31 protein-coding genes and 1 riboswitch are annotated in these 26,552 nt (G+C 64.3%); of the genes, 15 read left to right on the forward strand and 16 right to left on the reverse strand.

Translation table 11 applies throughout. From position 1 onward, the window contains the following. The first annotated feature begins 73 nt into the window (after positions 1-73). Positions 74-883, forward strand: coding sequence for a DeoR/GlpR family DNA-binding transcription regulator (locus tag Q7J44_RS07585; protein WP_304878590.1), 810 nt, complete (start codon positions 74-76; stop codon positions 881-883). A 42-nt stretch (positions 884-925) separates the two neighbouring features. Here the strand turns inward: Q7J44_RS07585 and Q7J44_RS07590 are convergent, their stop codons facing one another. From Q7J44_RS07590 to Q7J44_RS07655, 14 genes are all read right to left on the reverse strand, one after another. After that, on the reverse strand, positions 926-1,423 hold the full coding sequence (locus Q7J44_RS07590) for a cell wall hydrolase (RefSeq protein WP_304878592.1): 498 nt from the start codon (positions 1,421-1,423) through the stop codon (positions 926-928). An 89-nt stretch (positions 1,424-1,512) separates the two neighbouring features. Further along, complete coding sequence (locus Q7J44_RS07595; protein ID WP_304878594.1) at positions 1,513-2,238, reverse strand: ABC transporter permease; 726 nt, start codon at positions 2,236-2,238, stop codon at positions 1,513-1,515. Next, positions 2,235-2,891, reverse strand: coding sequence for a TenA family protein (locus tag Q7J44_RS07600; RefSeq protein ID WP_304878596.1), 657 nt, complete (start codon positions 2,889-2,891; stop codon positions 2,235-2,237). The genes Q7J44_RS07595 and Q7J44_RS07600 overlap by 4 nt, the downstream gene beginning before the upstream one ends. After that, on the reverse strand, positions 2,878-3,633 hold the full coding sequence (locus tag Q7J44_RS07605) for an ABC transporter ATP-binding protein (RefSeq protein ID WP_304878598.1): 756 nt from the start codon (positions 3,631-3,633) through the stop codon (positions 2,878-2,880). Before Q7J44_RS07605 ends, Q7J44_RS07600 begins: the two co-directional genes overlap by 14 nt. Further along, positions 3,630-4,304 carry a thiaminase II gene (gene tenA, locus Q7J44_RS07610; RefSeq protein WP_304878600.1) on the reverse strand — a complete coding sequence of 225 codons (675 nt, stop codon included), beginning with the start codon at positions 4,302-4,304 and terminating at the stop codon, positions 3,630-3,632. The genes Q7J44_RS07605 and tenA overlap by 4 nt, the downstream gene beginning before the upstream one ends. Next, complete coding sequence (locus Q7J44_RS07615; RefSeq protein ID WP_304878602.1) at positions 4,301-5,251, reverse strand: ABC transporter substrate-binding protein; 951 nt, start codon at positions 5,249-5,251, stop codon at positions 4,301-4,303. Before Q7J44_RS07615 ends, tenA begins: the two co-directional genes overlap by 4 nt. Positions 5,252-5,262: 11 nt before the next feature. Continuing rightward, positions 5,263-6,216: a HesA/MoeB/ThiF family protein gene (locus Q7J44_RS07620; RefSeq protein ID WP_304878604.1), complete on the reverse strand. Its 954-nt coding sequence runs from the start codon at positions 6,214-6,216 to the stop codon at positions 5,263-5,265. Next, a complete protein-coding gene (locus tag Q7J44_RS07625; RefSeq protein ID WP_304878606.1) occupies positions 6,213-6,809 on the reverse strand; it encodes a thiamine phosphate synthase in 597 nt (198 codons plus the stop codon). The genes Q7J44_RS07620 and Q7J44_RS07625 overlap by 4 nt, the downstream gene beginning before the upstream one ends. Then, positions 6,806-7,567 (reverse strand): thiazole synthase, encoded by a 762-nt coding sequence (locus tag Q7J44_RS07630; protein WP_304878608.1) that lies wholly within the window; start codon positions 7,565-7,567, stop codon positions 6,806-6,808. Before Q7J44_RS07630 ends, Q7J44_RS07625 begins: the two co-directional genes overlap by 4 nt. Positions 7,568-7,570: 3 nt before the next feature. Next, complete coding sequence (gene thiS, locus Q7J44_RS07635) at positions 7,571-7,768, reverse strand: sulfur carrier protein ThiS (protein WP_304878609.1); 198 nt, start codon at positions 7,766-7,768, stop codon at positions 7,571-7,573. Beyond that, entirely contained in the window at positions 7,758-8,723 is a 966-nt protein-coding gene (locus Q7J44_RS07640) for an FAD-dependent oxidoreductase (protein ID WP_304878611.1), read from the reverse strand. The genes thiS and Q7J44_RS07640 overlap by 11 nt, the downstream gene beginning before the upstream one ends. Further along, positions 8,716-9,525: a bifunctional hydroxymethylpyrimidine kinase/phosphomethylpyrimidine kinase gene (gene thiD / locus Q7J44_RS07645; RefSeq protein WP_304878612.1), complete on the reverse strand. Its 810-nt coding sequence runs from the start codon at positions 9,523-9,525 to the stop codon at positions 8,716-8,718. The genes Q7J44_RS07640 and thiD overlap by 8 nt, the downstream gene beginning before the upstream one ends. Before the next feature lie 46 nt (positions 9,526-9,571). After that, positions 9,572-9,673, reverse strand: a riboswitch (TPP riboswitch). 53 nt (positions 9,674-9,726) lie between these two features. After that, a complete protein-coding gene (locus Q7J44_RS07650; protein WP_304878614.1) occupies positions 9,727-10,338 on the reverse strand; it encodes a LysE family transporter in 612 nt (203 codons plus the stop codon). Positions 10,339-10,398: 60 nt separating this feature from the next. Then, positions 10,399-11,505 carry a hypothetical protein gene (locus Q7J44_RS07655; protein ID WP_304878616.1) on the reverse strand — a complete coding sequence of 369 codons (1,107 nt, stop codon included), beginning with the start codon at positions 11,503-11,505 and terminating at the stop codon, positions 10,399-10,401. A 488-nt stretch (positions 11,506-11,993) separates the two neighbouring features. Here Q7J44_RS07655 and Q7J44_RS07660 point away from each other — a divergent pair, with 488 nt between their 5' ends. The 12 genes from Q7J44_RS07660 to Q7J44_RS07715 all read left to right on the forward strand — a co-directional run bounded on the left by Q7J44_RS07660 (position 11,994) and on the right by Q7J44_RS07715 (position 22,814). Beyond that, positions 11,994-12,311: a hypothetical protein gene (locus Q7J44_RS07660; protein WP_304878619.1), complete on the forward strand. Its 318-nt coding sequence runs from the start codon at positions 11,994-11,996 to the stop codon at positions 12,309-12,311. Between the two features lie 117 nt (positions 12,312-12,428). After that, entirely contained in the window at positions 12,429-13,112 is a 684-nt protein-coding gene (locus Q7J44_RS07665; protein WP_304878621.1) for a DUF421 domain-containing protein, read from the forward strand. A gap of 76 nt (positions 13,113-13,188) precedes the next feature. Further along, positions 13,189-14,574 carry a ferric reductase-like transmembrane domain-containing protein gene (locus Q7J44_RS07670; protein ID WP_304878623.1) on the forward strand — a complete coding sequence of 462 codons (1,386 nt, stop codon included), beginning with the start codon at positions 13,189-13,191 and terminating at the stop codon, positions 14,572-14,574. A gap of 208 nt (positions 14,575-14,782) precedes the next feature. Further along, a complete protein-coding gene (locus Q7J44_RS07675; protein ID WP_304878625.1) occupies positions 14,783-15,214 on the forward strand; it encodes a DUF2231 domain-containing protein in 432 nt (143 codons plus the stop codon). 39 nt (positions 15,215-15,253) lie between these two features. Then, complete coding sequence (locus tag Q7J44_RS07680; RefSeq protein WP_304878627.1) at positions 15,254-16,798, forward strand: sorbosone dehydrogenase family protein; 1,545 nt, start codon at positions 15,254-15,256, stop codon at positions 16,796-16,798. A 91-nt stretch (positions 16,799-16,889) separates the two neighbouring features. Further along, the gene (locus tag Q7J44_RS07685; protein WP_304878628.1) at positions 16,890-17,405 is read left to right on the forward strand and encodes a 2Fe-2S iron-sulfur cluster-binding protein; all 516 of its coding nucleotides are present in this window, start codon (positions 16,890-16,892) and stop codon (positions 17,403-17,405) included. Continuing rightward, positions 17,402-18,370 (forward strand): xanthine dehydrogenase family protein subunit M, encoded by a 969-nt coding sequence (locus tag Q7J44_RS07690; RefSeq protein ID WP_304878629.1) that lies wholly within the window; start codon positions 17,402-17,404, stop codon positions 18,368-18,370. Before Q7J44_RS07685 ends, Q7J44_RS07690 begins: the two co-directional genes overlap by 4 nt. Then, positions 18,367-20,541 carry a xanthine dehydrogenase family protein molybdopterin-binding subunit gene (locus Q7J44_RS07695; RefSeq protein ID WP_304878630.1) on the forward strand — a complete coding sequence of 725 codons (2,175 nt, stop codon included), beginning with the start codon at positions 18,367-18,369 and terminating at the stop codon, positions 20,539-20,541. The genes Q7J44_RS07690 and Q7J44_RS07695 overlap by 4 nt, the downstream gene beginning before the upstream one ends. A 124-nt stretch (positions 20,542-20,665) precedes the next feature. Beyond that, positions 20,666-21,388 carry a BON domain-containing protein gene (locus Q7J44_RS07700; RefSeq protein WP_304878632.1) on the forward strand — a complete coding sequence of 241 codons (723 nt, stop codon included), beginning with the start codon at positions 20,666-20,668 and terminating at the stop codon, positions 21,386-21,388. Positions 21,389-21,507: 119 nt separating this feature from the next. Continuing rightward, entirely contained in the window at positions 21,508-21,975 is a 468-nt protein-coding gene (locus Q7J44_RS07705) for a hypothetical protein (RefSeq protein ID WP_304878634.1), read from the forward strand. A 65-nt stretch (positions 21,976-22,040) separates the two neighbouring features. Then, positions 22,041-22,406, forward strand: coding sequence for a DUF1622 domain-containing protein (locus tag Q7J44_RS07710; protein WP_304878636.1), 366 nt, complete (start codon positions 22,041-22,043; stop codon positions 22,404-22,406). Positions 22,407-22,520: 114 nt separating this feature from the next. Continuing rightward, positions 22,521-22,814 carry a DUF2934 domain-containing protein gene (locus tag Q7J44_RS07715; protein WP_304878638.1) on the forward strand — a complete coding sequence of 98 codons (294 nt, stop codon included), beginning with the start codon at positions 22,521-22,523 and terminating at the stop codon, positions 22,812-22,814. A gap of 103 nt (positions 22,815-22,917) precedes the next feature. Here the strand turns inward: Q7J44_RS07715 and Q7J44_RS07720 are convergent, their stop codons facing one another. Beyond that, on the reverse strand, positions 22,918-23,481 hold the full coding sequence (locus tag Q7J44_RS07720; protein ID WP_304878640.1) for a type 1 glutamine amidotransferase domain-containing protein: 564 nt from the start codon (positions 23,479-23,481) through the stop codon (positions 22,918-22,920). A 313-nt stretch (positions 23,482-23,794) separates the two neighbouring features. Between Q7J44_RS07720 and Q7J44_RS07725 the strand changes: the two genes are divergently transcribed. Both Q7J44_RS07725 and Q7J44_RS07730 read left to right on the forward strand, forming a co-directional pair. Continuing rightward, positions 23,795-24,784 carry a DNA topoisomerase IB gene (locus Q7J44_RS07725; RefSeq protein ID WP_304878642.1) on the forward strand — a complete coding sequence of 330 codons (990 nt, stop codon included), beginning with the start codon at positions 23,795-23,797 and terminating at the stop codon, positions 24,782-24,784. Between the two features lie 11 nt (positions 24,785-24,795). Then, complete coding sequence (locus Q7J44_RS07730; RefSeq protein ID WP_304878644.1) at positions 24,796-26,142, forward strand: mechanosensitive ion channel domain-containing protein; 1,347 nt, start codon at positions 24,796-24,798, stop codon at positions 26,140-26,142. An 83-nt stretch (positions 26,143-26,225) separates the two neighbouring features. Here the strand turns inward: Q7J44_RS07730 and Q7J44_RS07735 are convergent, their stop codons facing one another. Continuing rightward, complete coding sequence (locus tag Q7J44_RS07735; protein ID WP_304878646.1) at positions 26,226-26,468, reverse strand: DUF2934 domain-containing protein; 243 nt, start codon at positions 26,466-26,468, stop codon at positions 26,226-26,228. Positions 26,469-26,552: the final 84 nt, after the last annotated feature.

A 26,552-nucleotide genomic window follows, 5' to 3' on the forward strand; every position in this document is an offset into this window, starting at 1 on the left:
CCAACGGGTCGCAATGGCGTAGAAAGCCGATCTGACCCAACGACTTGTTTTCCTGTGTAGGAGCCTGACCCACGTGCAGCAAAAGCCTGCCATCGCGCGCGACGACTCGATGGTCGGGCTGCTGTCTGAACCTCGCCGCCGTCGCATCCTTGAATGGATTCAGGAGGAAGGGGCCGCCCGCGTCCGCGATCTGGCCGCCGCTTTTCAGGTGTCAGAGGCGACGATCCGGCAGGATCTGGAAAAGCTGGATCAGGAAGGGCACGTCACCCGCGAACATGGTGGGGCCTTTCTGAATTCCATGCCGGTACAGGTGCAAAGCCTTGTGCTGCACCATCAGGAAAACATGGACAAAAAGCGCCGCATCGGGGCTTTGGCGGCAAGTCTGGTTACCGATGGGGAAACCCTGATCCTCGACGCCGGCACCACCACGACCGAGGTGGCGCTGCGGCTGGTCAACCGCAAGAACCTGACGGTCATTACCAATGCGCTCAACATCGCCATCACATTGGGGGCCGTGCCCGGGTTTCAGGTGCATATGCCCGGCGGTCAGTTCAAAGCGCCCACCCTGTCACTGTCGGGCGACAAGTCAGTGGACTACTTCCGCAACATCTTTGCCGGCAAGCTGTTTCTGGCAACCGCAGGGGTGGGGCTCGATGCAGGGCTGACCTACCCAAGCTTTGCGGATCTGCAATTGAAGGAAGCCATGATCCGCGCTGCATCGCATGTATTTCTGGTGGCGGATTCGACCAAGATCAACAAAAGCTCGTTCACCCGTCTTGGCGCGCTGGAGGTGATCCATTCCTTCATCACCGATGATGGCATCTCGGACCGGGATGCCAAGGAGTTTGAAGCCCGCGGCATCGAAGTGTTGATCGCCACCTGAGGTGCCTATGCAGGGGCGGGGCCGAGTTCCGGCCCGCCGCCTTCATTGCCGGAGTATGCCCTCAACCGGCGGCAATGGCACTGGTTGGGTGACCAGAGCCGGGTTGCGCCGTTCGTAAAAGGCATTGCCCCCGGTGGTCAGCACATAATGCATGTTGTTGTATGACGCGCGATAGCTTGCCGTATGGAAAAACTGCGCGTCACCAATCATCGGATGGCGTTGTCCGCGCAGCACCGACTGCGCTGCCTGACGCAGCATGGGTGCCGTCCGCGTGTTCATCCGCTGCGACATAACCCCCGGCGCAAACTGGTTGCGCTGGCCGACCACACCGCACACGCTGCGCGGATACTGGCCGGATTCCACGCGGTTCATCACCACACTGCCCACCGCGACCATGCCATCGTAGCTTGATCTGTTGGATTCGAAATACATTGCCCGCTCCATGCATTCGAGCTCGGAATGCCGCGCGCCGCAGCCTGCCAGCAGCGCCAGCGCGACCCCCGCACCGGCAAGGTGCAAGGCGGTTCGGGTTCGGGTCATCTGTGTATCCTGCTCGCCGTTTTTCTTTATCATAGCGCAAATGGCCGTCGGGCGCAGCAGGTTTTCCGATCTGGCTTGATCCGGGCCGTTCAGTCTCTGCGCGGCCAGCAAGCCTCAAGCATTGCAAACAGCACAAGGCTTTGTGCAGCAAGCACCAGCAAAGCCGCAAACATAAGGTCGGTCTGCCCCCTGCCATTCGCCATCAGCATCAGATAGCCAAGCCCCCGCGACGACCCCACCCATTCGCCGATGATAACGGCAAAGGGTGCATAGACCACCGCAAGCCGCAGTCCTGTCCCCAAGGCAGGCAGCGCATTCGGCACCTGCAGCAGGAACAGCCGCCGCAGCGGCGTGGCCCACATCAGCTGCGCCAGATCCGCCAGCGGCGGCGGCAGCCGCATCAGCCCGTCAAAGAAGGCGGAGGTTACGGGAAAGTAAATCACCAGCATGACGATCACCACCTTGGACGCCGCGCCATAGCCCAGCCAGAGCGTCAGCACCGGGGCCAGCGCAAACACCGGCACCGCCTGCGCAAAGATCAGCATCGGGCGCAGCAGCAGCCGGGCCCCTAGCGACAGCGCAAGATGCAGCGCCGTCACCACCCCAAGCAATACCCCCGCTGCAAGCCCGCTCAGCAGGTTGACCGCCGTAAACCGCGCGTGCTCTGTCAACAAGGGCGCATTGGCCCACAGGCTTGCCGCCACCCGCCCGGGTCCGGGCAGGATGAACGGCGGCAGCCCCGTCAGCACGACCAGCGCCTGCCAAAGCGCAATCGCCAACGCCGCTGCGGCCAAGGCTGCGCAGACCCGTTTCACCTGCTTTCGAACCCGGCGAGGGCAGCATCGAAAAAGCCGCGCTCCAACCGCGCGGCTTCGATGAACCGCTCTTCCACGGCGCGCTGTTGTGCGGCGGTCAGCTTTGGCCAGACTGTATCCAGCTGTGCCCGCAGATAGGCGACAAACCCCTCAAACCCCGGCCCGGCATGCAGGTCGATCCAGTCGCCGAACCAGAATGGCAGAGTGGGGGCCTTTGCGGCGTGCGGGCTGGCCCAGTCCAGATAGCTCCACTCTGCCACCACCAGCACCGCCAGCATCTGCTCATAGCGCCCTGACCGCGCCGCCTCACGCATCAGGGTCTGAAACCCGGTTGTCACCGGATGCGGCGGCGCAGGATGGGCGGGGTCGCCACCCAGTGCCGCGATGGCGCGCTGGAAATAGGTGTTCTCGGGCCCGCAGATCAGCCCCATGAACTGGCCCGCCGGCACCGCATCGGCCAAACTTGGCGCATGAGCAATCATCGCGCCCAGCAGTCGGGTGAAATCTTCGACAAACAGATAGTCCTGCCGCAGATAGCCCAGCATTTGTGCGGCGGGCAGCGTGCCCTGCGCCAGCGCATCGGTAAAGGCATGGCGGGTAGCGGCGGTCCAATCCGCTGCACACAGCGATTTCAGGTGATCAGTGGGGCGCATCGCAAAGATCCTTTGGGTCAGGTGACAAAGTCCGGGCATGAAGCAGCGCCAGCAACCGGGCTTGCGCAGCAAGGGTTTCCGGCGCGCTAAAATCGCGCGGGGTGGGGGCTGCGGGCAGGGTCAGCGCCTCTGTCCCGTCCGGGTCCAGCAGCCAGGCCACATCCGACAGGCGGATTGCTTCCAGCGGGTCATGGGTGATCAGGATCACCGTGCGCCCCCGCAGCAGCCGCGCCGCCAGATCCTGCATCGCCAGCCGCGTGACCGTATCCAGCGCCGAAAACGGTTCATCCAGCACCACAACCGGGCAATCCTCGATCAGCACGCGGGCCAGCGCGACACGCTGGCGCTGCCCACCCGACAGCGCGTCGGGGCGGCGGCGTTCCACCCCGGCCAGCCCGACGTTTTCCAGCAAGGCAAGGGCGCGCGCCACATCCGGCCGCGCCCCGCGCAACCGTGCGCCGATGGTGACATTCTGCACCAGATCTGCCCAAGGCAGCAACTGGGCCAGCTGTGCCAGCATCGCCACCCGCCCGTGCAACGGCAGACTGTCCTCTGCCGCCACGACCCCGTTCATCCGATAGGGGCCGGGCAAGCCCGCGATCAGCCGGGCTACGGTTGATTTGCCCACCCCCGACGGCCCCAGCAGACAGGACCACCGGCCCGCAGGAAAGTGCAGCGACAGATTGCGGATCAGCGGGGCAGACCCCATCCACACCTCGCCCTGCAGGTGCACAGCGGTCATGCGCCCTCCAGCCCCATCTGCCAGAACCCGACCTCCAGCCGGGTTGCGGTCGCAAAGCGCTGCGTCAACCGGGCAAAGCGGGGCAGACCGGCCCAATCCGGCCCCAACCGCTGCAAAAGCGCGCCGTCGATCAGAGTGCCGACGTCATGGCACAGCGCCTGATATTCCGCCCCGCCATACGTCTCGATCCAACCGGCATAGGCCCCGCCGCTGCCCGCCAGCCGCGCCCCGATTTCGCCGTAACCCAGAACACAGGGCGCAAGCGCCGCCATCAGGTCGAGGAAATCCCCCGAATACCCCGCCTCCAGCACATAGCGGGTATAGGCCAGATTGGCGGGCGCTTCTTCGGTTGCCTCCAGCTCTGCTGCATCAATCCCGGCTTGCGCACAGATCTGCACATGCAGCGGCATCTCGACATGGACCAGCGCATGAACCGTGGCCGAGGCTGCCTGCATCTCGGCCAGCGTGTCAGCCTTCGCCGCCGCCAGCGCCCATGCCCGCGCGAAGTGGATCAGAAACACATAGTCCTGCCGCAGGTAATGCAGGAAGGTCGCGCGCGGCAGGTCGCCCCGGCGCAAGCCTTCGACAAAAGCGTGGTGGGTGTAGCTTTGCCACTGCGGCGCTTCGTTGCGCCACAGGGCAAAGGCGCGGCCATAACCGGGGCCGGTCATGGCGTGCCTGACGCGGAGACGTCGATTGCCAGCTCTGCGACCGGCAGCCCGCCCGGCGTTGCCCCTTGCGCGGCCAGAAACGCCTCGAACCGCCGGTAGCGCCCGGCATCCATCGCGGCGGGCCGGCTGGCAAAGCGCGGCCAGGTATCGGCCCAGGCGCGCCGGTTCAGCTCGGTCTGCAGTTCGGGGGCGGTGGCCGCAAACAACTCCCACGCCCTTTCCGGCTGGTTCAGGATGAACCCGGTCGCCCGTTCGGTCGCCTCCAGAAACCGCGCAACCACAGCACTGTCCATCGTGTCGGGATTGGCGACATAGATCAGCTCGTCATAGGCTGGCACGCCTTCCTGTTCGGGATAAAAGCAACGGCCCTCCATCCCTTCGATCTGCAACTGGTGCAGCTCAAAATTGCGGTAGGCCCCGATCACCGCATCCACCTGTCCAGACATCAGCGCGGGCGAGATCGAAAAGCCGATGTTGATCTGTTCCACATCCGCAGGCACCATGCCGTGATGCGCCAGCATCGCGTTCAGAATGCCCTCCTGCACCCCGGCGACGGCAAAGCCCACCTTGCCGCCGCGCAGATCCGTGATTGCCTGCACCGGACCATCGGCCAGCACCACCAGACAGGTCAGCGGCGTCGCAATCAGCGTGCCGACCCGGCGCAGCGGCAGGTCATTGTGGCGGCTCAGATGCAGCTGGGGCTGATAGGTGACCGCCAGATCAACGCGCCCCGCCGCCGCCATGCGCGGCGGGTCATTCGGGTCTGACGGGGTAACGATCTCTACTTCCAGACCGGCTTCGGCGAAATATCCCAGCTCCTGCGCCAGAATGATGGGCCCGTGATCGGGATTCACGAACCAGTCCAGCATCAGGCTGATCCGGTCCTGTGCTGCGGCTGGCACAGCGAGCGAGACGGTGACCGCAAGCGCGGCAATAAGGGGTCGCATGGATTGTCCTTTCAGTCATGAACGGCAAGCAGGGCAATCTCGCCCGGCCAGCGGATCTGCAGCTTTTGCCCGGCGTTATGCGCGCGCAGCCCGGTCGCACAGGCCAGCACCACACGGCGGCCTGCTGGCGGGGTCATCGCGGGCATCGCCTCGGGCGGAATATGGCGGGCCTGCGGGCTGAACGGAGCCGCCTCGGCCCGCAGGTCGATCAGCAGATCCGTGGCGCGGATCTGGCTGCGCCCGATAAACGGCAGCGGATTTTCAGGCTCGTCTGCGCTGTCAAAGCGAAATCCGCCCATCCGCCAGCCCATCGCATCCAGACTGACCAGCCGACCCAGCGGCGACGGGTCGAGCCCCAGCAGCACCGACAGCGCCATCTGCGCCTGCAGCGCGCCGACGGCCCCCACCACCGGGCCCATCACCCCTGCGGTCGCACAGGTCGCGCCACGCTCGGGCAGGTCGGGAAAGATCGCGCGCAGGCTGGGCGCGGGGCCGCAGCACCCCGCCACATACCCCGACAGTGCCAGCGCCGAGGCTGTGATCAGCGGCGTGCCGCTGTCGCGGCAGGCATCCGAAAGCGTCAGGCTGGCGGCAAAGCTATCTGCACAATCCAGCACAACATCCGCCGCCGAGACCAGAGGCGGCGCGTTGGCGGGGTCCAGAAACGCTGTCAGCGGGGTGACCTGCACCTCTGGGTTCAGTGCAGCCAAAGCGTGGGCGGCAGCGCGCGCTTTGGGCTGGCCGATCTGGTCCATCCGGTACAGCGGCTGGCGGTGCAGGTTGTGTTCCGCCACCCCATCGCCATCGACCAGCGTGATCTGCCCGACCCCGGCCCCGGCCAGATACTGCAACACCGGCACCCCCAGCCCCCCGGCCCCGACCACCAGCACATGCGCATGCTCCAGCCGGGTCTGCCCCGCCGTACCGATCTGCGGCAGCACCGTCTGACGCGCATAGCGGGTCATTGGCACACCCTCAGCCAGTCACGCATCCGGCGCTCCGGGTCCGGGTTCAGCGTGATGTCGGTCACCGCCGAGACCATATCCGCCCCCGCGGCGAACGCCCCCGCCGCCCGGTCCACCGACATGCCACCGATGGCGCACAGTGGCGTGTCACCCACCAGCCGTTTCCATTCGGTCACCCGGTCCAGCCCCTGCTGATGCCATTTCATCTGCTTCAGGATCGTTGGGTAAACCGGGCCCAATGCGATGTAGTCCGGCACCAGCGTCAGCGCACGGTCCAGCTCGGCATGGTCATGGGTCGAGATGCCCAGCCGCAGCCCTGCCCGGCGGATGGCGGGCAGGTCGGCGCTGTCCAGATCTTCCTGTCCCAGATGCAGCCAGTCTGCGCCTTCCTCAACGGCCAGCTGCCAGTGGTCATTGATGACCAGCATCGCCCCATGCGCCCGTGCCAGTGCCACACCGGCCCGGATTTGCGTGCGCAGATCATCGGGCGCACGGTCCTTGATCCGCAACTGCACCAGCCGGATGCCAAGCGGCAGCGCCCGTTCCAGCCAGTCGATGGAGTCGAAAATCGGATAGAAACGCGGCAGTGTCATAGCCATGCCTTTCCCAGAACCGGGGTGGAGGGCACCGCCATCTCGCGCGGGTCCATCGGATCGGCGGCATGCGCCAGCGCGCCCGCCTGTACCGCCAGTGCAAAGGCGCGGGCCATTGCCACCGGATCGCCCGCCATCGCCACGGCGGTGTTCAGCAGCACCGCGTCAAACCCCAGCTCCATTGCGTCTGCCGCATGGCTTGGCAGGCCAAGGCCTGCATCAATCACCATCGGCACATCAGGAAACGCCGCGCGCAGCATTTTCAGTCCATAGCGGTTGTTCAGCCCCAGCCCCGAGCCGATGGGGGCACCCCAGGGCATCAGCACCCGCGCCCCGGCGTCCAGCAGCCGCCCCGCCAGCACCTGATCTTCGGTGGTATAGGGGAACACTTCGAACCCGTCAGCGGCCAGCGTTTCCGTGGCTTGCAGCAGGCCGAACGGGTCTGGCTGCAAGGTGTCGGCATGGCCGATGACTTCCAGCTTGATCCAGTTGGTCTCGAACAGCTCACGCGCCATTCTGGCGGTGGTGATCGCCTCCTGGGCGCTGTAGCAGCCTGCGGTGTTGGGCAGCACATGCACGCCAAAACCCCGGATGATCTGCCAGAACGCCTGCCCTTGCCCGCCCTCGCGCCGCAACGACACCGTGGCCACCGAGGCGCGCGAGCTGCGAAACGCCGCCTCCAGTATGGCCGGAGACGGGTACTGCGCCGTGCCCAGCATCAGGGGTGTGTCAAGCGTGACCCCGTAAAAATCGCGCATCCTTCAACCTCCCTGCATCGGGGCCAGCACTTCCAGCCGGTCGCCTGCGGTGACGGGTGTGGTGTCGCGCGCGGCTTTGGGCACAAACGCCCCGTTCAGCGCGGTCGCGACCCGTGCTTCACCCCAGCCCAGCTCTGCCAGCACCGCGGACAGGGTCGCGCTGTGCACCTCTTGTGGCGCGCCATTCACGTCAATCTTCATGCACCAGATCCCCCTTTGTGCCCGTGTTCAGGAAACGGACCGCCTGTATCGCCAGTGCAGGGGCCATCAGATAGCCGTGCCGGAACAGCCCGTTCAGGTGCAGCACGCGCCCCCGGACCACCACACGCGGCACGTTGTCGGCAAAGGCCGGCCGCAGATCGGCACCTGTTTCCAGCACTTCGGCATCGGCAAAGCGCGGGTCCAGCGCATAGGCCGCGCTGAGCAGTTCCAGCACAGACCGCGCCGATACCCCGCGCCTGTCGGCGCTTTCAATCTGGGTGGCCCCAAGCATGTACACGCCATCTGCGCGCGGCACGACGTACAGCGGGTGGCGCGGATGCAGCAGCCGGACCGGGCGCGACAGACGGATTTCGGGCGCGCGCAGCACCAGCATCTCGCCGCGCACGCCGCGCAATCCGGGCAGTGCCGCCGCCAGTCCGCGTGCATCAATGACCGGGCCCGCGATGGTTTCGGGCGCAGCCTCGGCTTGAGTGATGCGGACTCCGTGTGCCGCCAGTGCGGCCACCAGATCCGCCAGTGCTGCGCGCGGGTCCAGATGCGCTTCGGCTTCAAAAAACAGCCCCTGCCCTGCACTGCCCAGATCCGGTTCCAGCTCTGCCATATCCATCACTGCCCGGTGCCCCGTGGTCCGGCGGGCAAAGCGCATAAGCTCTGCCTTGTCGCGCTGCATCGCCACCACCAGCGTGCCGCGCTGCGTCACCCGTGTCACCCCGGCCCAATGCTGCGCGGCCTGCGCGCCGTGGCGGGTGATCACCGGCTCTGCCACCGCGCCTTCGCACAGGGGGGCCAGCATGCCGCCTGCCCACCACGAACACCCATGCGGACCGGGCGCCCCGCTGCGGTCGATCAGTTGCGGGGTCAGACCGGCCTGACACAGCGCATAGGCCGCCCATAGCCCCGCAACGCCCGCGCCGATGACAGTGACATCAGCCATCGGACCAGACCGCATGAAAATGATGCACCGGCCCATGGCCCGCGCCCACGCCCAAGCTCTCGGCAGCGGCAATCGCGCCTTGCAGATAGCGGTGCGCCCGGGTCACGGCATCTGACAATGCCCTGCCCTGCGCCAGTCCGGCCGCAATCGCGGCCGACAGGGTGCAGCCGGTGCCATGGGTGTTGCGGGTCGCAAGGCGGGGAGCGGTCAGCCGGAGGATGCCGTCAGCGGTGATCAGCAGGTCGACACAGGTTTCCCCCGTGCCATGCCCGCCCTTCATCAGCACCGCCTGCGGCCCCAGCGCGCGCAGCGCCTGGCCCTGCCGGGCCATCTCTGGCTCTGAACTGGCCGGGGCACAGCCCAGCAGATCGGCGGCTTCGGGCAGGTTCGGCGTCAGCACTGTGGCAAGGGGCAGGACCAGATTGCGCATCGCCGCCAGCGCCTCTTGCGGCAACAACCTGTCACCGGATTTTGCGACCATGACCGGATCGAGCACCAGCGGCGTTGCGCGACCCGCGAGGCCCCCGGCAACGGTCGCAATCGCTTTCGCCCCGCCCAGCATGCCCAGTTTGATGGCGCGCACATCCAGATCGTCAAACACGGCGGCCATTTGCGCCACGATCATCGCCGGGCTTGCAGCCTCGATCAGGCTCACGGTGCGCGTGTTCTGCGCGGTCAGGGCGGTGATGACGCTGGCACCGTAAACCCCCAGCGCGGAAAAGGTTTTCAGATCGGCCTGAATACCGGCCCCGCCACCGGAGTCAGAGCCTGCTATTGTCAACGCGATGGGAACCAACGTCATCTCCTTGCATCACAAATATCGCAAGGAGACGGAATGGGGGCACATGCGCCCCTTCTACACCGTTCCCTACGCCGGCATGACCCGGATCAGGTTCGATGGGTTGGCTTTCGCCTCTCAGCCCCATGACAGGGCACCCCAACGGTTAAGGGGAAGGTAGAGGGAACGTGCCTGACTGGCAAGAGGGTCTGAAACCGCGCTGGCTCAGTTGATCCACAGGCCCGAGACCACATGTACCGCCATCCCGATCAGCGCAAAGCCGACACAGGCGGATATCAGCTCTGATCGTGCGCCGATCGCGCGCGCAGCCATGCCAGAGGTTGCGGCAACGGCGATGACGGCCAGCCATCCCCCTGCGATCACAAAGATGGACAGGGCGACGGTCAGTACCGTGGCTGGTGCCCCCGCATTGATCAGGGTGGCAGAGGCGGACAGGACGAAAATGCCGGTAAACGGGTTGCAGATGGCGACGGTCATCCCGCGCAGAAACGGGTCGCCGCCGCGCCTTATATCCCCCACAAGCGGTGACACCTGTCCGGGAATGCCCTGAAACGCAAAGCAGATCAGTCCGCCACGGATCAGCAGGGCGGCAAACAACAGGCGCAGATAGGGTTGGGTGCTGTCATTCAGCGGCAGGTGCTGCCCTACAGCGAGAACAAGCGCGGCAAGGCTGGCCGCCCCTGCGCCGACCCCCAGCGCCGCCCGCAACGCATCGCCCCGCGTGCCGGTGGTGGCACAGTGCAGCACAGTCAGGAAATTCGGCCCCGGCGTGATGGTGATCAACGCATAGGCCAGTGCAAACGCAATCAATGACATGAACACAATCCGGAGCAAACAAAGTGCGACCGTCGCACGGGCTTGCCGGGGGGTCAGTCGTCATATGCCGGGGATCGTCGGTCCGGTATCGGGCGATGGCAGCCATGGCGCGCTTTTCAACAGCGCGACCAGCTCGCTTTGCTGATGGGTGACGGTTTTCTGGAACACCCGCTCCAGATAGGTGCGGGCGGTCTTGACCGTGATTCCCGCCTCGGCGGCCGCCTCTGCGAGGGTGCGTCCGGAAGAAAGGGCAGCGGCAAGCCGCGCCTCACTCAGGCTCAGGTCAAACAAGCCGCACAGCGCCTCGACCGAAGGGACCATCCGCGTCACTGCCAGCGGCGTCACCACCAGCATGATGTCGCCCCCTGGAAACAGCGCACGCGCCGTGCGGCGCAGGGGCAGCAGATGCAGCACCACAGGCCGCAGATTGCTGCCGTTGCGCAAGGGGATAGAGGCGGCGGCAGCCTCGGCCTGTACCGCGTTGAGGGCAACGGAAAGCCGATGGCTCTGGCGCGGCGCGACCAGCGTCACCTTGCCCTGCGGAGTTGCAAGGATCAGGTCATCCATGGCGCGCAGGGCAGCGTTCATTGCCACGATCTGACCGTCCGCCCGCAGCACCGCGGCCGGCAGGCCGATCTGGGTCATCGCCTCGACCCGCGCGCGGGCCAGTTCCAGCCCAAGCCGCGCCGCCATCATCCCGGCCCGTGCGAGGTGGGACAGATGGCTGTTCAGGATGTTCTGTGCGCGGGTTGAATGCGGCCCGTCAGCCAGACGACGCTCAAAGGTAAAGCAGGCGGTATCGCCGGTCGGCAGCGGCAGGATGGCACCGATCTGATGGCCCAGCCCCAGACTGGCCAGCAGTTTGCGCGACGGATCGGCGACAAGGTCGGCCGGGTCGAAGACATCGATATCGCGCAGGAAACTCTGCCCCCGGGCGACCCAGCGTGCAGCACGCTCATGCGTTGCGGTGAAATCTGCTGCCTGCGCGTAGGCTGCAAAGGCACCCTGCACCTCAGCCGAGGCAGTCCAGCGCGGCGCATCGCCCCGGCGCACGACCTGCAGCACCCCGCCCAGCGATCCTGACGCTGCGGCAAGGTCGTTCAGCGTCGCCGGCCAGCATTCGGGCTGGAAGGCGGCCTCGTAAATGCGGTCCGTCACGTCCTGCATCTGGAACCCGGGTTGCAACCTGAGCCTGAATCTACAGTGCGAAGGCCCTGACCGCCAGCGTGCTGACGGAAGGCGGCGGAGCCACGCTTACCTCCAAAGCCTTTGCTCCCGCGGTCCGGCAGGAAGCACTGAACTTGGCGTTGAATATGACAAGGCTGTGCTGGCCGCGACGCGCGCGGTTTCTCAGGCAGTGGAACCAATCCATCTTCTCTTTGTTGATCCGGCAGAATGGCGAAACTGAAATCTGATCGCAGCATGCCGAAAGGCAAGAGATGAGAGACGAACCGGCACCCAACGACGCGCTGTCCGGTCTTGCGGGCGGTGCCATCAATCAGGCAGTCCATGCGACAGCCTGAGCTATCGAAAGCCAATATGCTCCCTGTCCCTTGGCTTTCGATAGCGGGTGGTTTCGCGCACAGCGGAACCACCCACATCGCGCGGTTTGACCTGTGATTGGGGAAAATCCCGGAGCAGAAACGGAGACCAGTATGGCTGATCACACTGAAGACACGACCAAAGCGGAAATGCCGATGGGCGACACCAATGTGCTGTCGATGGAAGCCGTCGAGGGCCGTCTGCTGGCGCAGCGCAAGGTGCTGGCGCAGATCCTTGCCCATATGCTGCAGCAAGAGGGTGGCCGCGATCTGGAAGAGGTTCTGGATTCGCTGTCCGTGATGCAAGATCAGCAGGAAGATCCGGGGGCGGTGCCGGACAGTGCGGATCTGATTCAGGGCACGATTGCCAGTGAAATCCGCGAAACCGTGCTTGCCGCCGCACGTGCGCGGTCAATGATGGCAAAATGCTGACGTTTGGCGCTGGATGCAGATCTGCCATATCGCAGCCAGATGCCCCGGCATAAGGCCGAACAAAGACTGGACAGCGCACCAGTCGCAGTCTGAACCCCTCCTGCAGAAGAGATGACGATGGATCAGCCTGTGGTTGCGTTTGACTGGATGCGCATGTTCATGGGCGACGAGCCGCCGCTGTTTCTTCTGGAAATCGTATTCCGCATCGCCGTCATCTGGCTGTGGACCCTGGTGCTTTTGCGCTGGATCGGCGGGCGCAGTGTGGCGCAGCTGTCGCTGACCGAATTCCTGCTGGTGATTGCGCTGGGTTCAGCGGTCGGGGATTCGCTGTTCTATCCGGATGTACCGCTGATTCACGCCATGCTGGTAGTGCTTGGGATTGTCTGCCTCGACAAGTTAGTTGACGTGGTCATCCGGCGTTGGACCAAGGCCAAGGCGGTGATCGACGGCGTGCCGAACGAGGTGCTGCGTGACGGCCATATCCGGGGCGATGGTCTGAGCGTCAACAAGATCAGCGGGTACGAGTTGCTGGAGATGTTGCGCCTCAAGGGCGTCATGAATCTGGCGTCGGTCAGCCACGCCTATATCGAGCCTTCGGGCCAGCTGTCAGCCTTTCCGGCAAGATCGCCGGGATTGGGCCTTGCGATTGTGCCACCGCCGGAACTGGGCACGCCGCCGCCCGGTGACGGGCCGAACTGCTGTTGCGGCTGCGGGTTGCTGCGCGACGATCCCGGCAGATGCCCTGCCTGCGGTTCTTTGCGCCAGACGCCTGCGATGCAGGCCGAGGAATGGCGGCCATGACCGGGGGCCGCAGACCCGCAGGGCATTTTATGCCGACCCGATGGAACGACACAGCCTTCATCACCGTTGGTTGGAGATGAGCAAAGCGCCCCAACTGCACCAGAAGCCGGAAAAATTCATCCGCACGGCTGACCATCCGGCCGTGGTGCTGTTGCATGCCGGGTTCTGGCTGACGGCAGGTTTCGCGGTGATCGCCCTGCCGTTCTTTGTGCTGCTGACCGGCGATTTCCGCCCGCCCCCGATAGGTGTGCTGTGGGATTTCTCGATGGGATGCGGCTTTGCGGCGCTGTCACTGACCGCGATCCAGTTCGCCTTGACCGGACGGATCAGGGTGCTGACAAGCCCGTTCGGGGCCGATATCGTCTATGTTTTTCACAGGTTTCTCAGCTGGGGCGCGGTTGCGTTGATGTTTGCGCATTTTGGCGTGCTCTATTTTTGGTACGAACCCGCGCTTGGCGTGCTCAACCCGCTGAAGGCCCGCTGGGAGCTGACCCTGGGGCGACTGGCGCTGCTGTGCTTCGCGGCGCTGATTGTCACCTCGGAGCTGAGGAAACGGGTCAAACTGGACTATCACTGGTGGCGGGTCATTCACGTCTCGCTTGCCGTGATCGGTTTTGCGGCGGCGGTGGCGCATGTGCTGGGAGTGGGCAAATACAGCGCGATGGAGGATACGCGCAGCCTGTGGATCGGCGTCACGGTTGTCTGGGTTGGTTTCATCCTGTGGTCGCGGCTGGTGCGGCCCTTGGTGCAGACCTTCAATCCCTGGCGGGTGGTCTCGAACGAAGACGAGGGCGGCGGCGTCCACACACTGACACTGCGGCCCGAAGGCCGACCGCTGACGGCCTGGCGACCGGGGCAGTTTGCCTGGCTGTCGATCGGGCATTCGCCGTGGTCGATGAAGGAACATCCGTTCACCATTTCCACCGCGCCGGACCGGGGACCCCAGATTTCAGTCTCGATCAAGGCGCTTGGAGACGATTCCGGGCGGCTGATCAAAACCCAGCCCGGCGCGGTTGCCTATGTTGACGGCCCGTTCGGCACGTTCTCGATAGACCGCGAAGCCGCAGCCGAAGGGTTTGTCATGGTCGCCGGCGGGGTCGGAATCACCCCGGTAATTGCCAATCTGCACGCCTTGCAATCGCGCAAGGACCCGCGCCCGGTTATCCTGATCTATGCCAATGCAACGCTGGACGTGGTGGCCTTTCGCGACGAGCTGGACAGGATTGCGCAGGATATCGACCTGACCATCGTGCATGTCCTTGAAGAGGTACCCGATGGGTGGACCGGCGAGACCGGCCGGATCGACGAGGCTGTGTTGGAACGCCATCTGCCGGATCGGTCCCGCAGCTGGCCGCATATGCTTTGCGGTCCGGCACCGATGACCGGAGCGGTGATCAAGGCATTGCGCAAGATGGGCGTTTCCGCGCGACAGATCGACCTCGAAGTCTTTGATATGGTGTAACCTCATGCGTCAGACCTACGCCCGCCTGCTTGCCGCCTGCGTGATCGCCTTTGCCTTTGCGCTCGCGCTTGGATTTGCCCTCTCTGTGAACGGCTGACCCTTTTTGGGGCGGATTGATGGCGCTGCCGCGCCTGCACAAAGCCGTGCAAGGGAACAAAACGGCGCAAACGGTGTTTGTTTTCGACAGCGCCTGCGAAAGGACCCAAACATGACCCCGATCTACGCCCGCCAAAGCGGCGTTGTCTATCTTCCGCTGCCGGGGCTGAATGCACTCAGCTATTTTGCGGCGGCGTTTTTCGCGCTGACGCTGCTTACGGATATTGCCTATATTCAGACGACTGTCCTGATGTGGAAAGATTTTTCGTCCTGGCTTTTGTTTTTCGGGCTGATCGCGGGCGGCATCGCCTGTGTGCTTTGGCTGATCGATCTTGCCGTTCACCGGCATCGGCCGATGGGCGCCATCGTGTTTCTGAACCTTGCCGTTCTGGTCTGTGCCGTGGTCAACAGCCTGCTGCACGCTGGTGATGGCTGGACGGCAATTGTGCCTTGGGGTGTCGGCCTTTCGGCACTGACCTGTCTGTTGATGCTTGGCTCGGCTGTCCTGCGACGCCGTGCCATCCTGCATCGCCCGTATATCTGACCACGCCCCTTTCTCCGCGCCGAACAAGGACGACACCTGATGACACCAACGGCCCATGTCCCGTATCAGACGCTGAAACTATGCGGCAAAGCGGCACTGCTTGTGTTCACCCTGCCGCTTGCGGGCTTTGCCCAGACGTCAGATGGCGAATTCGACATCACCCGCCAGATCGGTCCCGACCCGTATCTGCCGGAACCGCAATACGTCAATCTGCTCGCCACCGTGAAGGTGGCCGAAGTGGTCGGTTGGGCCGAAGGTCAGACTCCGACTGTGCCCGAAGGCCTGACCATTGCCGCCTATGCCACCGATCTTGTCAATCCGCGCACGGTTCACACCCTGCCCAATGGCGATGTGCTGGTGGTTCAGTCGCGCGCACCGGAAGACAAGCCGCGCTTTCGTCCGAAAGACTATATCCGCGATTGGGTGATGGGATTTGCCGCTGGCGGTGGCGGGCCGGATCGTGACACCAATCTGATCACCTTGCTGCGCGACACGGATCGTGACGGCGTGGTCGATGAACGCCATGATCTGCTGACCGGGCTGCATTCGCCCTTCGGCCTCGCCTGGATTGACGATACGCTTTATGTCGCGGCGGCGGATGGCGTGGAAAGCTATCCCTATGCGCTTGGCGAGAACACCATCACCGCTGCGCCAACTGTCCTGACCCCCCTGCCCGGCGGTCCGCTGAACCATCACTGGACCAAGGATCTGGCACTCAGCCCGGATGGCACGATGCTGTATGCGTCGGTCGGATCAAACTCGAATGCCGCCGAAAACGGGATGGAGGCTGAAAAGGGCCGCGCCGCGATCTGGGAGATTGACCGCGCCACTGGTGCCGCGCGGATCTACGCCTCGGGCCTGCGCAACCCCAACGGGCTGACCTTCAACCCCGACTCCGGGATGTTGTGGGCGGTGATCAATGAACGTGATGAGCTTGGCCCCGATCTGGTCCCCGATTACATGACCTCGGTGCAGGACGGTGCATTCTACGGCTGGCCCTACAGCTATTTCGGCAACCATGTCGACGCGCGTGTGCGCCCCGCCCGGCCCGATCTGGTGGAAACGGCAATTGCGCCCGACTACGCTCTGTCCAGCCATGTGGCGGCGCTGGGTCTTGTGTTCACCAACGGCGCGGCGATGCCGGAAGCCTATGCCAACGGTGCCTTTGTCGGTCAGCGCGGCAGCTGGAACCGTGATACCTTCAACGGCTACAAAGTGTCTTACGTGCCCTTTGCCAATGGCGTGCCCAATGGCATGGCGCAGGATGTGGTGACCGGGTTTTTGCAGGATGATCAGGCCCGTGGCCGCCCGGTGGGCCTTGGCATCGACGGCACCGGCGCGCTGCTGATCGCCGATGATGCCGGCAACACCGTCTGGCGGGTCGCAGCGGCGGACGGAAGCATCACTGACGCCCCCGTCGACAGCGACCGGGTTCAGGCGGCGGGTGCAGCTGTGCCGCCCACGGCAGAACCAGACACGGGCGCGCCCGCAGAGGCCACCGAAGACGATCCGATCCCCGACGATACCGCCGCGCCCGGCACAGAAACCCCGCCTGAAGAACCAGCCCCGATCCCGCAAGACTGACGTTTCGAAGCCTTCCTTTCAGCGCCCAGCCGACGCGGCCCCAATCGCCCGCCAACGCCTGTCCAGCCCGTAGCCAGACCCATGAGGCCCCATGCAGATCTCTCTCCTCGTCAACGGCACCTCGCACCAGCTGACGCTTGATCCGCGCACCACTCTTCTGGATGCGCTCAGGCACCATCTGGGGCTGACCGGCACCAAAAAGGGCTGCGATCATGGCCAGTGCGGGGCCTGTACGGTGCTGGTCGATGGCCGCCGGATCAATTCATGCCTGACGCTGGCCTGCATGGTGCAGGATCAGCCGGTCACCACCATTGAAGATCTGGGCACGCCCGAGGCGCTGTCGCCGCTGCAACAGCAGTTTCTGGACCATGACGGCTTTCAATGCGGTTATTGCACGCCGGGCCAGATCTGTTCGGCCACCGCCATGCTGAAGGAAATCGACGCAGGTTGGCCCAGCCATGCCAGTAAGGATCTGACCGGCCCGATGATGCTGACCCATGCCGAAATTGCCGAACGGATGAGCGGCAATCTGTGCCGCTGCGCTGCGTACGCCAACATCGTCGACGCCATTCGCCAAGCTGCGGAACAGCAGGGGGACGCGGCATGAAACCCTTTACCTACCACCGTGCGCAGTGGCTGGCAGACCGGCCTGCCGGTGCCACGATCATCGCCGGGGGGACCAATCTGCTGGACCTGATGAAGCACGAGGTCATGATGCCAGAGGCGCTGGTCGACATCACCGCGACGGGTCTGGACAAGATTGAGCCAGAAGGCGATGGGCTGCGCATCGGGGCTTTGGTGAGAAACAGCGATCTGGCCGCCGATCCGGGGGTCCGCCGCGATTATCCGCTGCTGTCACGCGCCATCCTGGCCGGGGCGAGCGGACAGTTGCGTAATATGGCGACCACAGGCGGCAATCTGATGCAACGCACCCGCTGCCCGTATTTCTACGACCGCCGTATGCCCTGCAACAAGCGCAACCCCGGCACGGGCTGCGCCGCCATTGGCGGGATCAACCGCAATCATGCCATTCTGGGTGCCTCGTCTGCCTGCATCGCCACCTATCCCGGCGACATGGCTGTTGCCCTGCGCGCGCTGGATGCGGCGGTCGAGATTGACGGCCCAAATCCCCGCCGGGTGCCGCTCGCAGACTTCCACCTGCTGCCCGGCGACACGCCGGATGTGGAAACGGTTCTGGCCGAGGACGAGATTATCACCGCCGTTATTCTGCCCGCGCCAACCGGAGGGCAGCAACGCTACCGCAAGGTGCGCGACCGCGCGTCATATGCCTTTGCGCTGGTGTCGGTGGCGGCGATTGTCACCATGGAAGACACGCATATTGCCAGCGCCGCACTGGCCTTTGGCGGCGTCGCCGCAAAGCCGTGGCGCGATGCGGGGGCCGAGGCTTTGTTGACCGGCAAGCAACCGTCAGACGCACTGTTCGGACAAGCTGCCGATCTGATCCTGCAACAGGCCGAAGGCCATGGCGGCAATGATTTCAAGATCCCGCTGCTGCGCCGCACCCTGATTGCCACCCTGCGCGACGCCACCGGCCTGGAGGCCGCAACATGACCCGCCACCTGAAGGTAGATGCCCCGATCCCCGACAGCCCGCTCGACCATATGGCGCAGGGTGTGCTGGGCAAACCCGTCAACCGGCTGGAGGGGCCGCTGAAAGTCACCGGGCGCGCCACCTATGCCGCCGAGGCGCGGCCGGAAGGGATGCTGTACGGCGTGCTGGTGCAGGCCGCGATCCCGGCGGGTAAGGTGATCAGTATCGGCGAGGCCCCCGGCGGGCTGGCGGTGATCCACGATCCGCGCCTGATCCGCTATGCCGCGCAGGGTATGGCCAGCGAAGGCCCCACGGCGGGGCCGGATCAGGTGGAATACATGGGACAAGCCATCGCCGTCGTGGTGGCCGAAAGTTTTGAGGCCGCGCGGGCGGCAGCACAGGCGCTGGACATCACCTATGAGCCCAGCGATGTGCCGGTTGACCCCGAAGCGGTCGAACCGGAGCGGCCAAAGGAAAAGCAATCCGCCACCGGCGATCTGGACCGCGCGATGCGCGATGCGGCGCATTGCATCGATCAGGTCTGGCATACCCCGTCGCATACCTCTGCCGCGATGGAACCCCATGCCGCCATCGCCGAATGGTCGGGTGATCATCTGACCGTGCGGGCGGGGTATCAGATGCTGGCGTCCAGCCGCGAGCAACTGGCCGATGCGCTGGGGATCGAACCCGGTCAGGTGCGGGTGCTGGCCCCCTATGTCGGCGGCGGCTTCGGGTCGAAACTGGGGATCAACGCCGACTCTGTTGCCGCAGCAATTGCCGCGCAGCAGCTGGGGCGGCCGGTTCAGGTCGTCATGTCACGCCAGCAAGTGTTCGATCTGGCGCACCGCCGGTCGGAAACCCGCCAGCGCATCCGGCTGGCTTGCGACGCCAAAGGGAAACTGACCGGCATCGGGCATGATGCGCTGGTGTCCAATCTGCCCGGCGTCAGCTTTTCCGAGCCGGTCACGCAGGCCACGCCCTTTACCTATCAGGCCGCACACCGGCAGATCGGCCATGCCATCGCCCGCATTCACCGCAGCTGCGCCGGGTCGGTCCGCGCCCCCGGTGAGGCGGTTGGGGCGACGGTGTTCGAATGCGCGATGGACGAGCTTGCCGAAGTGGCAGGAATCGACCCGGTAGAGCTGCGCCTGCTCAACATTCCCGAAACCGAACCCGGCACCAACCGCCCGTTTTCCAGCCACAAACTGGCCGAGGCATTGCGCGAAGGTGCGAGCCGCTTTGGCTGGTCCGACCGACGCCCGACGCGGCAGCGTCTTGAGGGGGAATGGTACATCGGCATGGGCGTTGCGTCTGCAGTGCGGGTGAATTCGCTGATCGAGTCCCGCGCCCGTGTCACCCTGCGTGCCGACGGTCACGCCGTGGTGGAAACCGATATGACCGATATCGGCACCGGCAGCTATACCATCCTTGGCCAGATTGCCGCCGAGACGCTGGGGGTGCCGGTGGACCGGGTGGCGGTCAGGCTGGGCGATTCCGAGCTTCCCGCCTCATCCGGGTCTGGCGGGTCATTTGGGGCGGCGTCCAGCGGCACCTCAGTCTATCTGGCCTGCGCAGAAATCCGCAGCCAGATTGCGGCGCTGATGGGGTGTGACGAGGCCGATCTCACCCTGCACAACGGTGAGGCCCGCGCCGGCAATGTCGCACACCAGCTGGACGCGTTGCTGCAGGATGACCTGCAAGGCGATGGTCATCTTGAACCCGGCAAGACCGAAGATACCGTGCGGCAGGCCACATGGGGCAGCCATTGGGCCGAAGTCGCGGTGAACCGCTGGACCGGCGAGGTCCGGGTCCGCCGGATGCTGGGTGTGTTTGCCTGCGGCCGGGTGCTCAATGAAAAGACCGCCCGCTCGCAATGTCTGGGCGGCATGAGCTTTGGCCTTGGCATGGCGCTGACCGAAGTGATCGAGCATGACCCGCGCGATGGCCATATGGTCACACGCGATCTGGCCGAATATCACATCCCCTGCCACGCCGATGTTCCGCCGCTGGAGGTTCATTTTCTGGCTGAAAGCGACACCTTTGTCGGCCCGCTGCATGCCAAGGGTCTGGGCGAGCTGGGCATCTGCGGAGCCGGGGCGGCGATCCTCAACGCCATTCACAATGCCTGCGGTGTCCGGGTGCGCAATCTGCCTGCGACGCCTGACAAGATCATTGCCGACATGGAGGTCTGACACATCGCCGCCCCGCCGTTGCCGTCGCGCAAAGCGGAACATTTGCCGCCCCCGCTGGTTTCTTTTGTGCGACTTCCGCGCCGCTCGCGGATGAGAACAGATGCCATTCAGGAGGAAAATGGACATGGCGAATTCACGATACGACGACCGCAGATCCGACCGCAGCCAGCGCGGCGGCAGTCGCGACGAAGATGCGCGGAACTGGCAAGGCGAGGGTCGCGGTCCTCAGCAACAAGGCGACTGGAGCGGCAATCCTGAGCGGCGCGGGTATGAAGAACAGCGCGGCTATGATGAACGCGCGGCTGGCATGGACCCGCAACGCGCGCGTCAACCAGAAGATTCTTTCGTTGCCGGTTTTGGCTATGGCGGCGGTATGGCGTCGGGCGGGCTGGGCTATGGTGCAGGCGTGTCAGGCACCGAGGGCTGGCGCGAGAATGAATACCGCGCTGACGCGTCCCGCGGCGGTTATGCCCGCGGCAATGAACGCGGGGTGATGGCTCGCGCAGGGGATGAAATCGCCTCGTGGTTCGGCGACGAAGACGCCGCCCGCCGGCGTGATCAGGACCACCGTGGCAAAGGCCCGCGCGGCTATCAGCGGTCAGATGAGCGTATCCGCGAGGATGTCAGCGACCGGCTCAGCGACGACCCGCGCCTTGATGCAAGTGATATCGAGCTGACGGTAGAAGGGGGCGAAGTCACGCTGTCGGGCGAAGTCGCCTCCCGCTATGCCAAACGCTATGCCGAAGATTGCGCGGATGCCGTGTCGGGCGTGAGTCATGTGCAGAACAATCTGCGGGTGAAGCGGAGCGGCACCGACAGCACGGGCGGCGCAGGGTCGCAGATCTGAAATACGCCTGCGGGAGGTGGCGAAACGTCGCCGCTTGCTGTTGCGACTCCCTCACCCCCGACAAGACCTGTCGCAATCCGCACTCACGGAACAGACCAATTCCCTAAAAAGGAGATGACATGACCCGCAATATCACCCTTGGACTGGCGCTTCCGCTTGTTGTCGCGCTTGGCACCAGCACCGCTGTTTTTGCTCAGGACGCGGCGAGCGGGGCCGACACCGGCATCACCGCCACCGGCACGCCGCTGGATTGGGACGACCCGATCAATGAGGCGTTTTTTGACGACATCAGCAGCGGCACGCTGCGCAGTGACGCCGAGATCTCTGCTAACTGGGCCAATCTGACTCCCGAACAGCAAGACCGCGTGCGTCAGCATTGCCAGATCGTGAACGCGGACCCCGCTGGGACGGATGACGCGGCATCCGCGACGCCAGAGCCAGGCGCAGACGGCGCGCTCAGCACCATCGGTTCAGCCGAAGCGGCTGCGGCGGCGCAGGCCGGTGATGCCGGTGCCACTGGTACCCTGACCACCGAGCAGGCTTCGGCCAACCTGAGTCAGCTGTGCGGGCTTGTCACCGGCCTTTGACCCGGTAACCGAAGTTGACGCCGGGGCGGTGCATGATCCGCCCCGGCGCAGAAAGGCCCGCACCGATGGCCCTTGAGCTGCGCCAGGTATACCTTGATGCCCTCGCCCAGTTTCTGGAGGCGGCGGCAGTCCTTGCAATTGTGGCAGGTGCGCTGTTTGCGGTGTGGTCGGCGTTGCGCAGCATGTTGCAGCGCCGCGATGGGAAGCAGATCTTTGACCAGTTCCGGACCCATCTGGCCAAGAGCATCCTGATCGGCGTCGAATTCCTGATCGCGTCGGATATCGTTGGCACGGTCACCATAGACCCCACACCGGAAAGCCTTGGCAAGCTGGCAATGATCGTTCTGATCCGCACCTTCCTGAGCTTTACACTGGAGGTCGAGATCGAGGGCCGATGGCCCTGGCAGCGCAACCGGAAAAGGGACGAGTGACGGCTTGATTTCGAAGCCACGACGGCCAAGGCCTCCCGGAACAAATATCGTGACTGCAGGTTTCCAAGTTCCGGCACGGAAGTGCCGCATGTAACCCGGTTGAGGAAGACTGCAATGGACCACGATGAAGAACGGATCAGACAACGCGCCTATGCCATCTGGGTGGCCGAAGGTTATCCTGACGGTTGCGATCAAAAGCACTGGCAACAGGCCTGTGACGAATTCTCCGCCGCATCGGCGGGCTCTGCCGGTTCCGGCGATCAGGATGCGATGACGGACCTGGCCATGTCGGACGATTCCATACAGCCCCAGGGCAACGCGCAGAACGGCGATGCGCAGCAGGGCAAAGCCAGCAAGCGGATGCCGCTGGCGTCAAAAGGAATGCGCAATTCGGACAGCGCTATGTAAACAACTGGTGGGTCCCGTCGCATTGCGCGGGACCCACCCTCGAAACGCCCGCGCCTTAAGTCCGGCACGCCGACAGCGAAACCGCTGTCGGCGCACAGGGTCCTCAGGCCGCACTGCGGTGGTTGTGGCGGCCCTCTTTCACCTCTTCGATGATTTTGGCGCAAAAGGCGTCGAGGTCCGACGGCTGACGCGAGGTGATCAGCCCCTGATCGGTCACCACCGCGCTGTCTTCCCAGACCCCGCCGGCGTTCTGCACATCGGTCCGGATCGACGCATAGGAAGTAACTTTGCGCCCCTTGATGACGCCGGCTTCGATCAGCAGCCACGGCGCATGGCAGATCGCGGCCACGATCTTGCCCGAGTTGAAAAAGTCACGCACAAACCCGACCGCTGTTTCATCGGCGCGCAGGATGTCCGGGTTGATCTGGCCGCCGGGCAGGACCAGCGCGTCGAAATCCTCGACCCGCGCGTCAGACACGGTCAAATCAACATCAACGGACTGGCCCCAGTCTTTCTCGTTCCAACCCTTGATGCTGCCGCTTTCCAGCGACACGATTTTGACCTCTGCACCGGCCGCGCGCAGCTGGTTCAGGGGCTCCAGCAGTTCAGATTGCTCGAAGCCATCGGTCGCCAGAATAGCGATCCGTGCTTTGGAAATATCTGTCATGGCTTGCTTCCTTTTCAGATTAATCGCTGGCCCGCCTGGGCCGCAAAGAGGAGTCAGAGGCGATGGCGTGTCTGACCCTTAGGCAGGCTCGCGCTGTCCTCTGTTGTCTGTGTAGAACCAACGGCGGGCCATTGGGTTCCTCACCCGGAAGAGATGACCGCAAGGCAAGCTGACAAGAAACCGGATGTGCAGGGAACTGACCCGCCGGTGCATTGTTGGCAATGGGGCGCTGCCACAGGGCAAGGCGCAGGGAGTTTTACCAGTGGGCAGAGGAAAGGCCGCGCAACCTGAACCTTCCGGGAAGGCAAACCTTGTGCATGTAACAGACGACAGTCCCGGAATTCTGCGCCGACGGGCGGGCAAAGGGTATGCGTATATCGGACCGGATGGAAAAGTCCTGACCGGGGCCGAGCGGGCGCGGGTCAGCGCTCTGGGCATTCCGCCAGCTTATGTCGATGTATGGATCTGTCCGCATCCGGACGGCCATCTTCAGGCCACGGGAAGGGATGCGCGCGGCCGCAAGCAGTATCTTTATCACGCGCTGTGGTCGCATGCTCAGGCCGAGACAAAGTTCGATCAGCTTCCCCGTTTCGGCGAGGCGCTGCCGGGGCTACGTCGGCAGATCCTGCGCGATCTGCGCGGGGATCTGGGGGACAAGCGCTTCACGATTGCAGCATTGCTGCTGCTTCTTGATCGCGGCTATCTCCGGGTTGGCAATGCGGCCTATGCGGCGCAGAACAGGTCATTCGGCGCCACCACCCTGCTGCGCCGCCACCTGAGCCTCAGCGACGATGCCGTGCATCTGCGCTTCCGGTCCAAGGGCGGCAAACGCGTTCAGCAAACCCTGCGCAACAAGCGTCTTCACCGTATCATGCAACAGATCGAAGGCCTGCCGGGGCGCAATCTGTTCACCTATATCGACGCGGCAGGCAAGCCCTGCCCGGTCGACTCGTCGGATGTGAATGCCTATCTGGCAGATGCTGCGGGGGAAGGACTGACCGCCAAGACGTTCCGGACATGGGGTGGCACCCTTGCCGCGTTCGAGACCGCCCTCGCGCTGGAGCCGACGCAGCCGCTGTCGATCCGGCTCATGGCAGAGGCTGCGGGAGAGCGGCTTCAGAACACGCCCGCGATCAGCCGAAAATCCTATATTCACCCCAAGGTTTTGTCTTTGGCAGACCTGCCCGCCATAAAGCGGGTAAATCTGCTTGAGGCTCTCGATGCGACAAACCGTGCCGACCTGCGTCGGAACGAAACAAGGCTGTTGGCCTTTCTGTCGTCGCAGGGCGGTGAGGGTATTTGAAAGGAAAAGATATGCGGGCATTCACAGATCATCGGCCTTGGCTTCCGGCAGTCTGGCCGCGCGGCTTCGCGCGTCAGGTCCTGATTGTCCTTTCCTTGCTTCTGCCGCTCGGCCTTGGCGTGCCGGCCTCGTCCCAGACCGATGCCGCGCCGCAACTGACCGACGCCCCGATCTCGACCCAACTGACGGCGGCAGATGACGCGCGCATCCGTCAGCGCCTGCAGGAAGTGCTGCTGAATCTGGAGGGGTATCAGAACGTTGCCATCACTGTCCGCGGCGGCGTGGTCGTCCTCACTGGCCGGGTGCTCAGCTACGAAGAGTTGCAGGCACTGGACCAGATTGCCGACCGTGTCGAAGGCATCGTCGCGGTTCAGAATTCGGTGGAAGTCACCACCGATGTCCGTGAACGCGTCACACCCGTGCTCGACCGGCTGATGCGTCGGGTGAATGCATGGATCGCCATCATCCCGGTTCTGCTGATCGCCGTGGCGGCCGGAGCTTTGGTGATCTGGGTTGGTTTTCGTTTCGCGCAGTTCAGACAGCCCTGGAACCGCTTGGCCCCGAACGAATTTGTGGCCGAGGTGTTCCGCCAGGTGGTGCGGGTTGCGGCAGTGCTTGCCGGTGCAGTGGTCGCGCTGGATATACTGGGCGCATCAGCACTTTTGGGCACTGTGCTGGGGGCTGCGGGCATCTTCGGGCTTGCCGTCGGTTTCGCGGTGCGCGACTCCGTTGAAAACTTCATCGCCTCGATCATGCTCAGCCTGCGCAGCCCCTTCCGGCCCCGGGATCTGATCGAGATCGGTGGCGATATCGGCAATGTCGTGAGGCTGACGTCGCGGGCGACCATCCTGATCTCGCCGGATGGAAACCACATCAGCATTCCCAACGCCACGGTGTTCAAATCCCGCATCATCAACTACACCCGCCACCCCCGCCGCCGGTTCCGCTTTGACCTCGACATCACTTCGACTGGCGCCCTCGGCGGGCTGGACACCATCATGCTTGCGGCGCTGCAGCAGGCGGAATTTGTGCTGCGCGAGCCGGGGCCATCGATTCTGGCCACCAGCATCGGCGAGACAGGCGTGCGGTTTCAATGCGTCGGCTGGGTCACAACTGCCGGAGTCAGCTTTGAGGGTGCCCGCAGCAATGCCCTGAGGCGTGTGGTTGCAGCCGCCGAGGCCGCCGGGGCCCAGGTCGCCCGACAGCAAAAGCTGTATGAGACCGACGGGGTCGCGGGCAAGGTGGACGGCGATATGGGAGGGATGGCGCAGACCGATGCGATCCATCACATCGTCGATGCGGAAATCAGCGACAATGACAGCACGAACCTGCTGGCCGCTGATGTGGAGCAGGAATAGTCAGAGTTTATTCGTGAAAAGCCGGCAGGCCAGTCCGGCGATCTGCATCCGGACTGAAGAGCCGGTGCAGATCGCCGGGCGGTTCAGTAGTTTCCGGGCGGGTCGCTTGCCGGAAAGGATTCATCCGATTGTTCGTCCACAATGCTCCAGCCTTCCGGCGGATCTTTCATGCTGGTCTCACCGGCCGGGCGCACTTCGGTCGCACGTTGCACCAGATCTTCCGCCTCGGCACGTTCCCAATGCTGCATCGCTTTTCCCTCGGGGCGGCCATCATCTTCCCACAGCTGAAAGGCACGCTCCCGGATCAGATGTTCGCGTTCTGTCATCACATCATCTCCTCTGACTGACTTTGGTTGAAACCGGCAAGGCGAGCCTATTGTTCCCGCATCGCAGAGAGATCGCAGGTCACA

The organism is Pseudotabrizicola sp. (assembly GCF_030656345.1).
Lineage (GTDB): Bacteria > Pseudomonadota > Alphaproteobacteria > Rhodobacterales > Rhodobacteraceae > Pseudotabrizicola.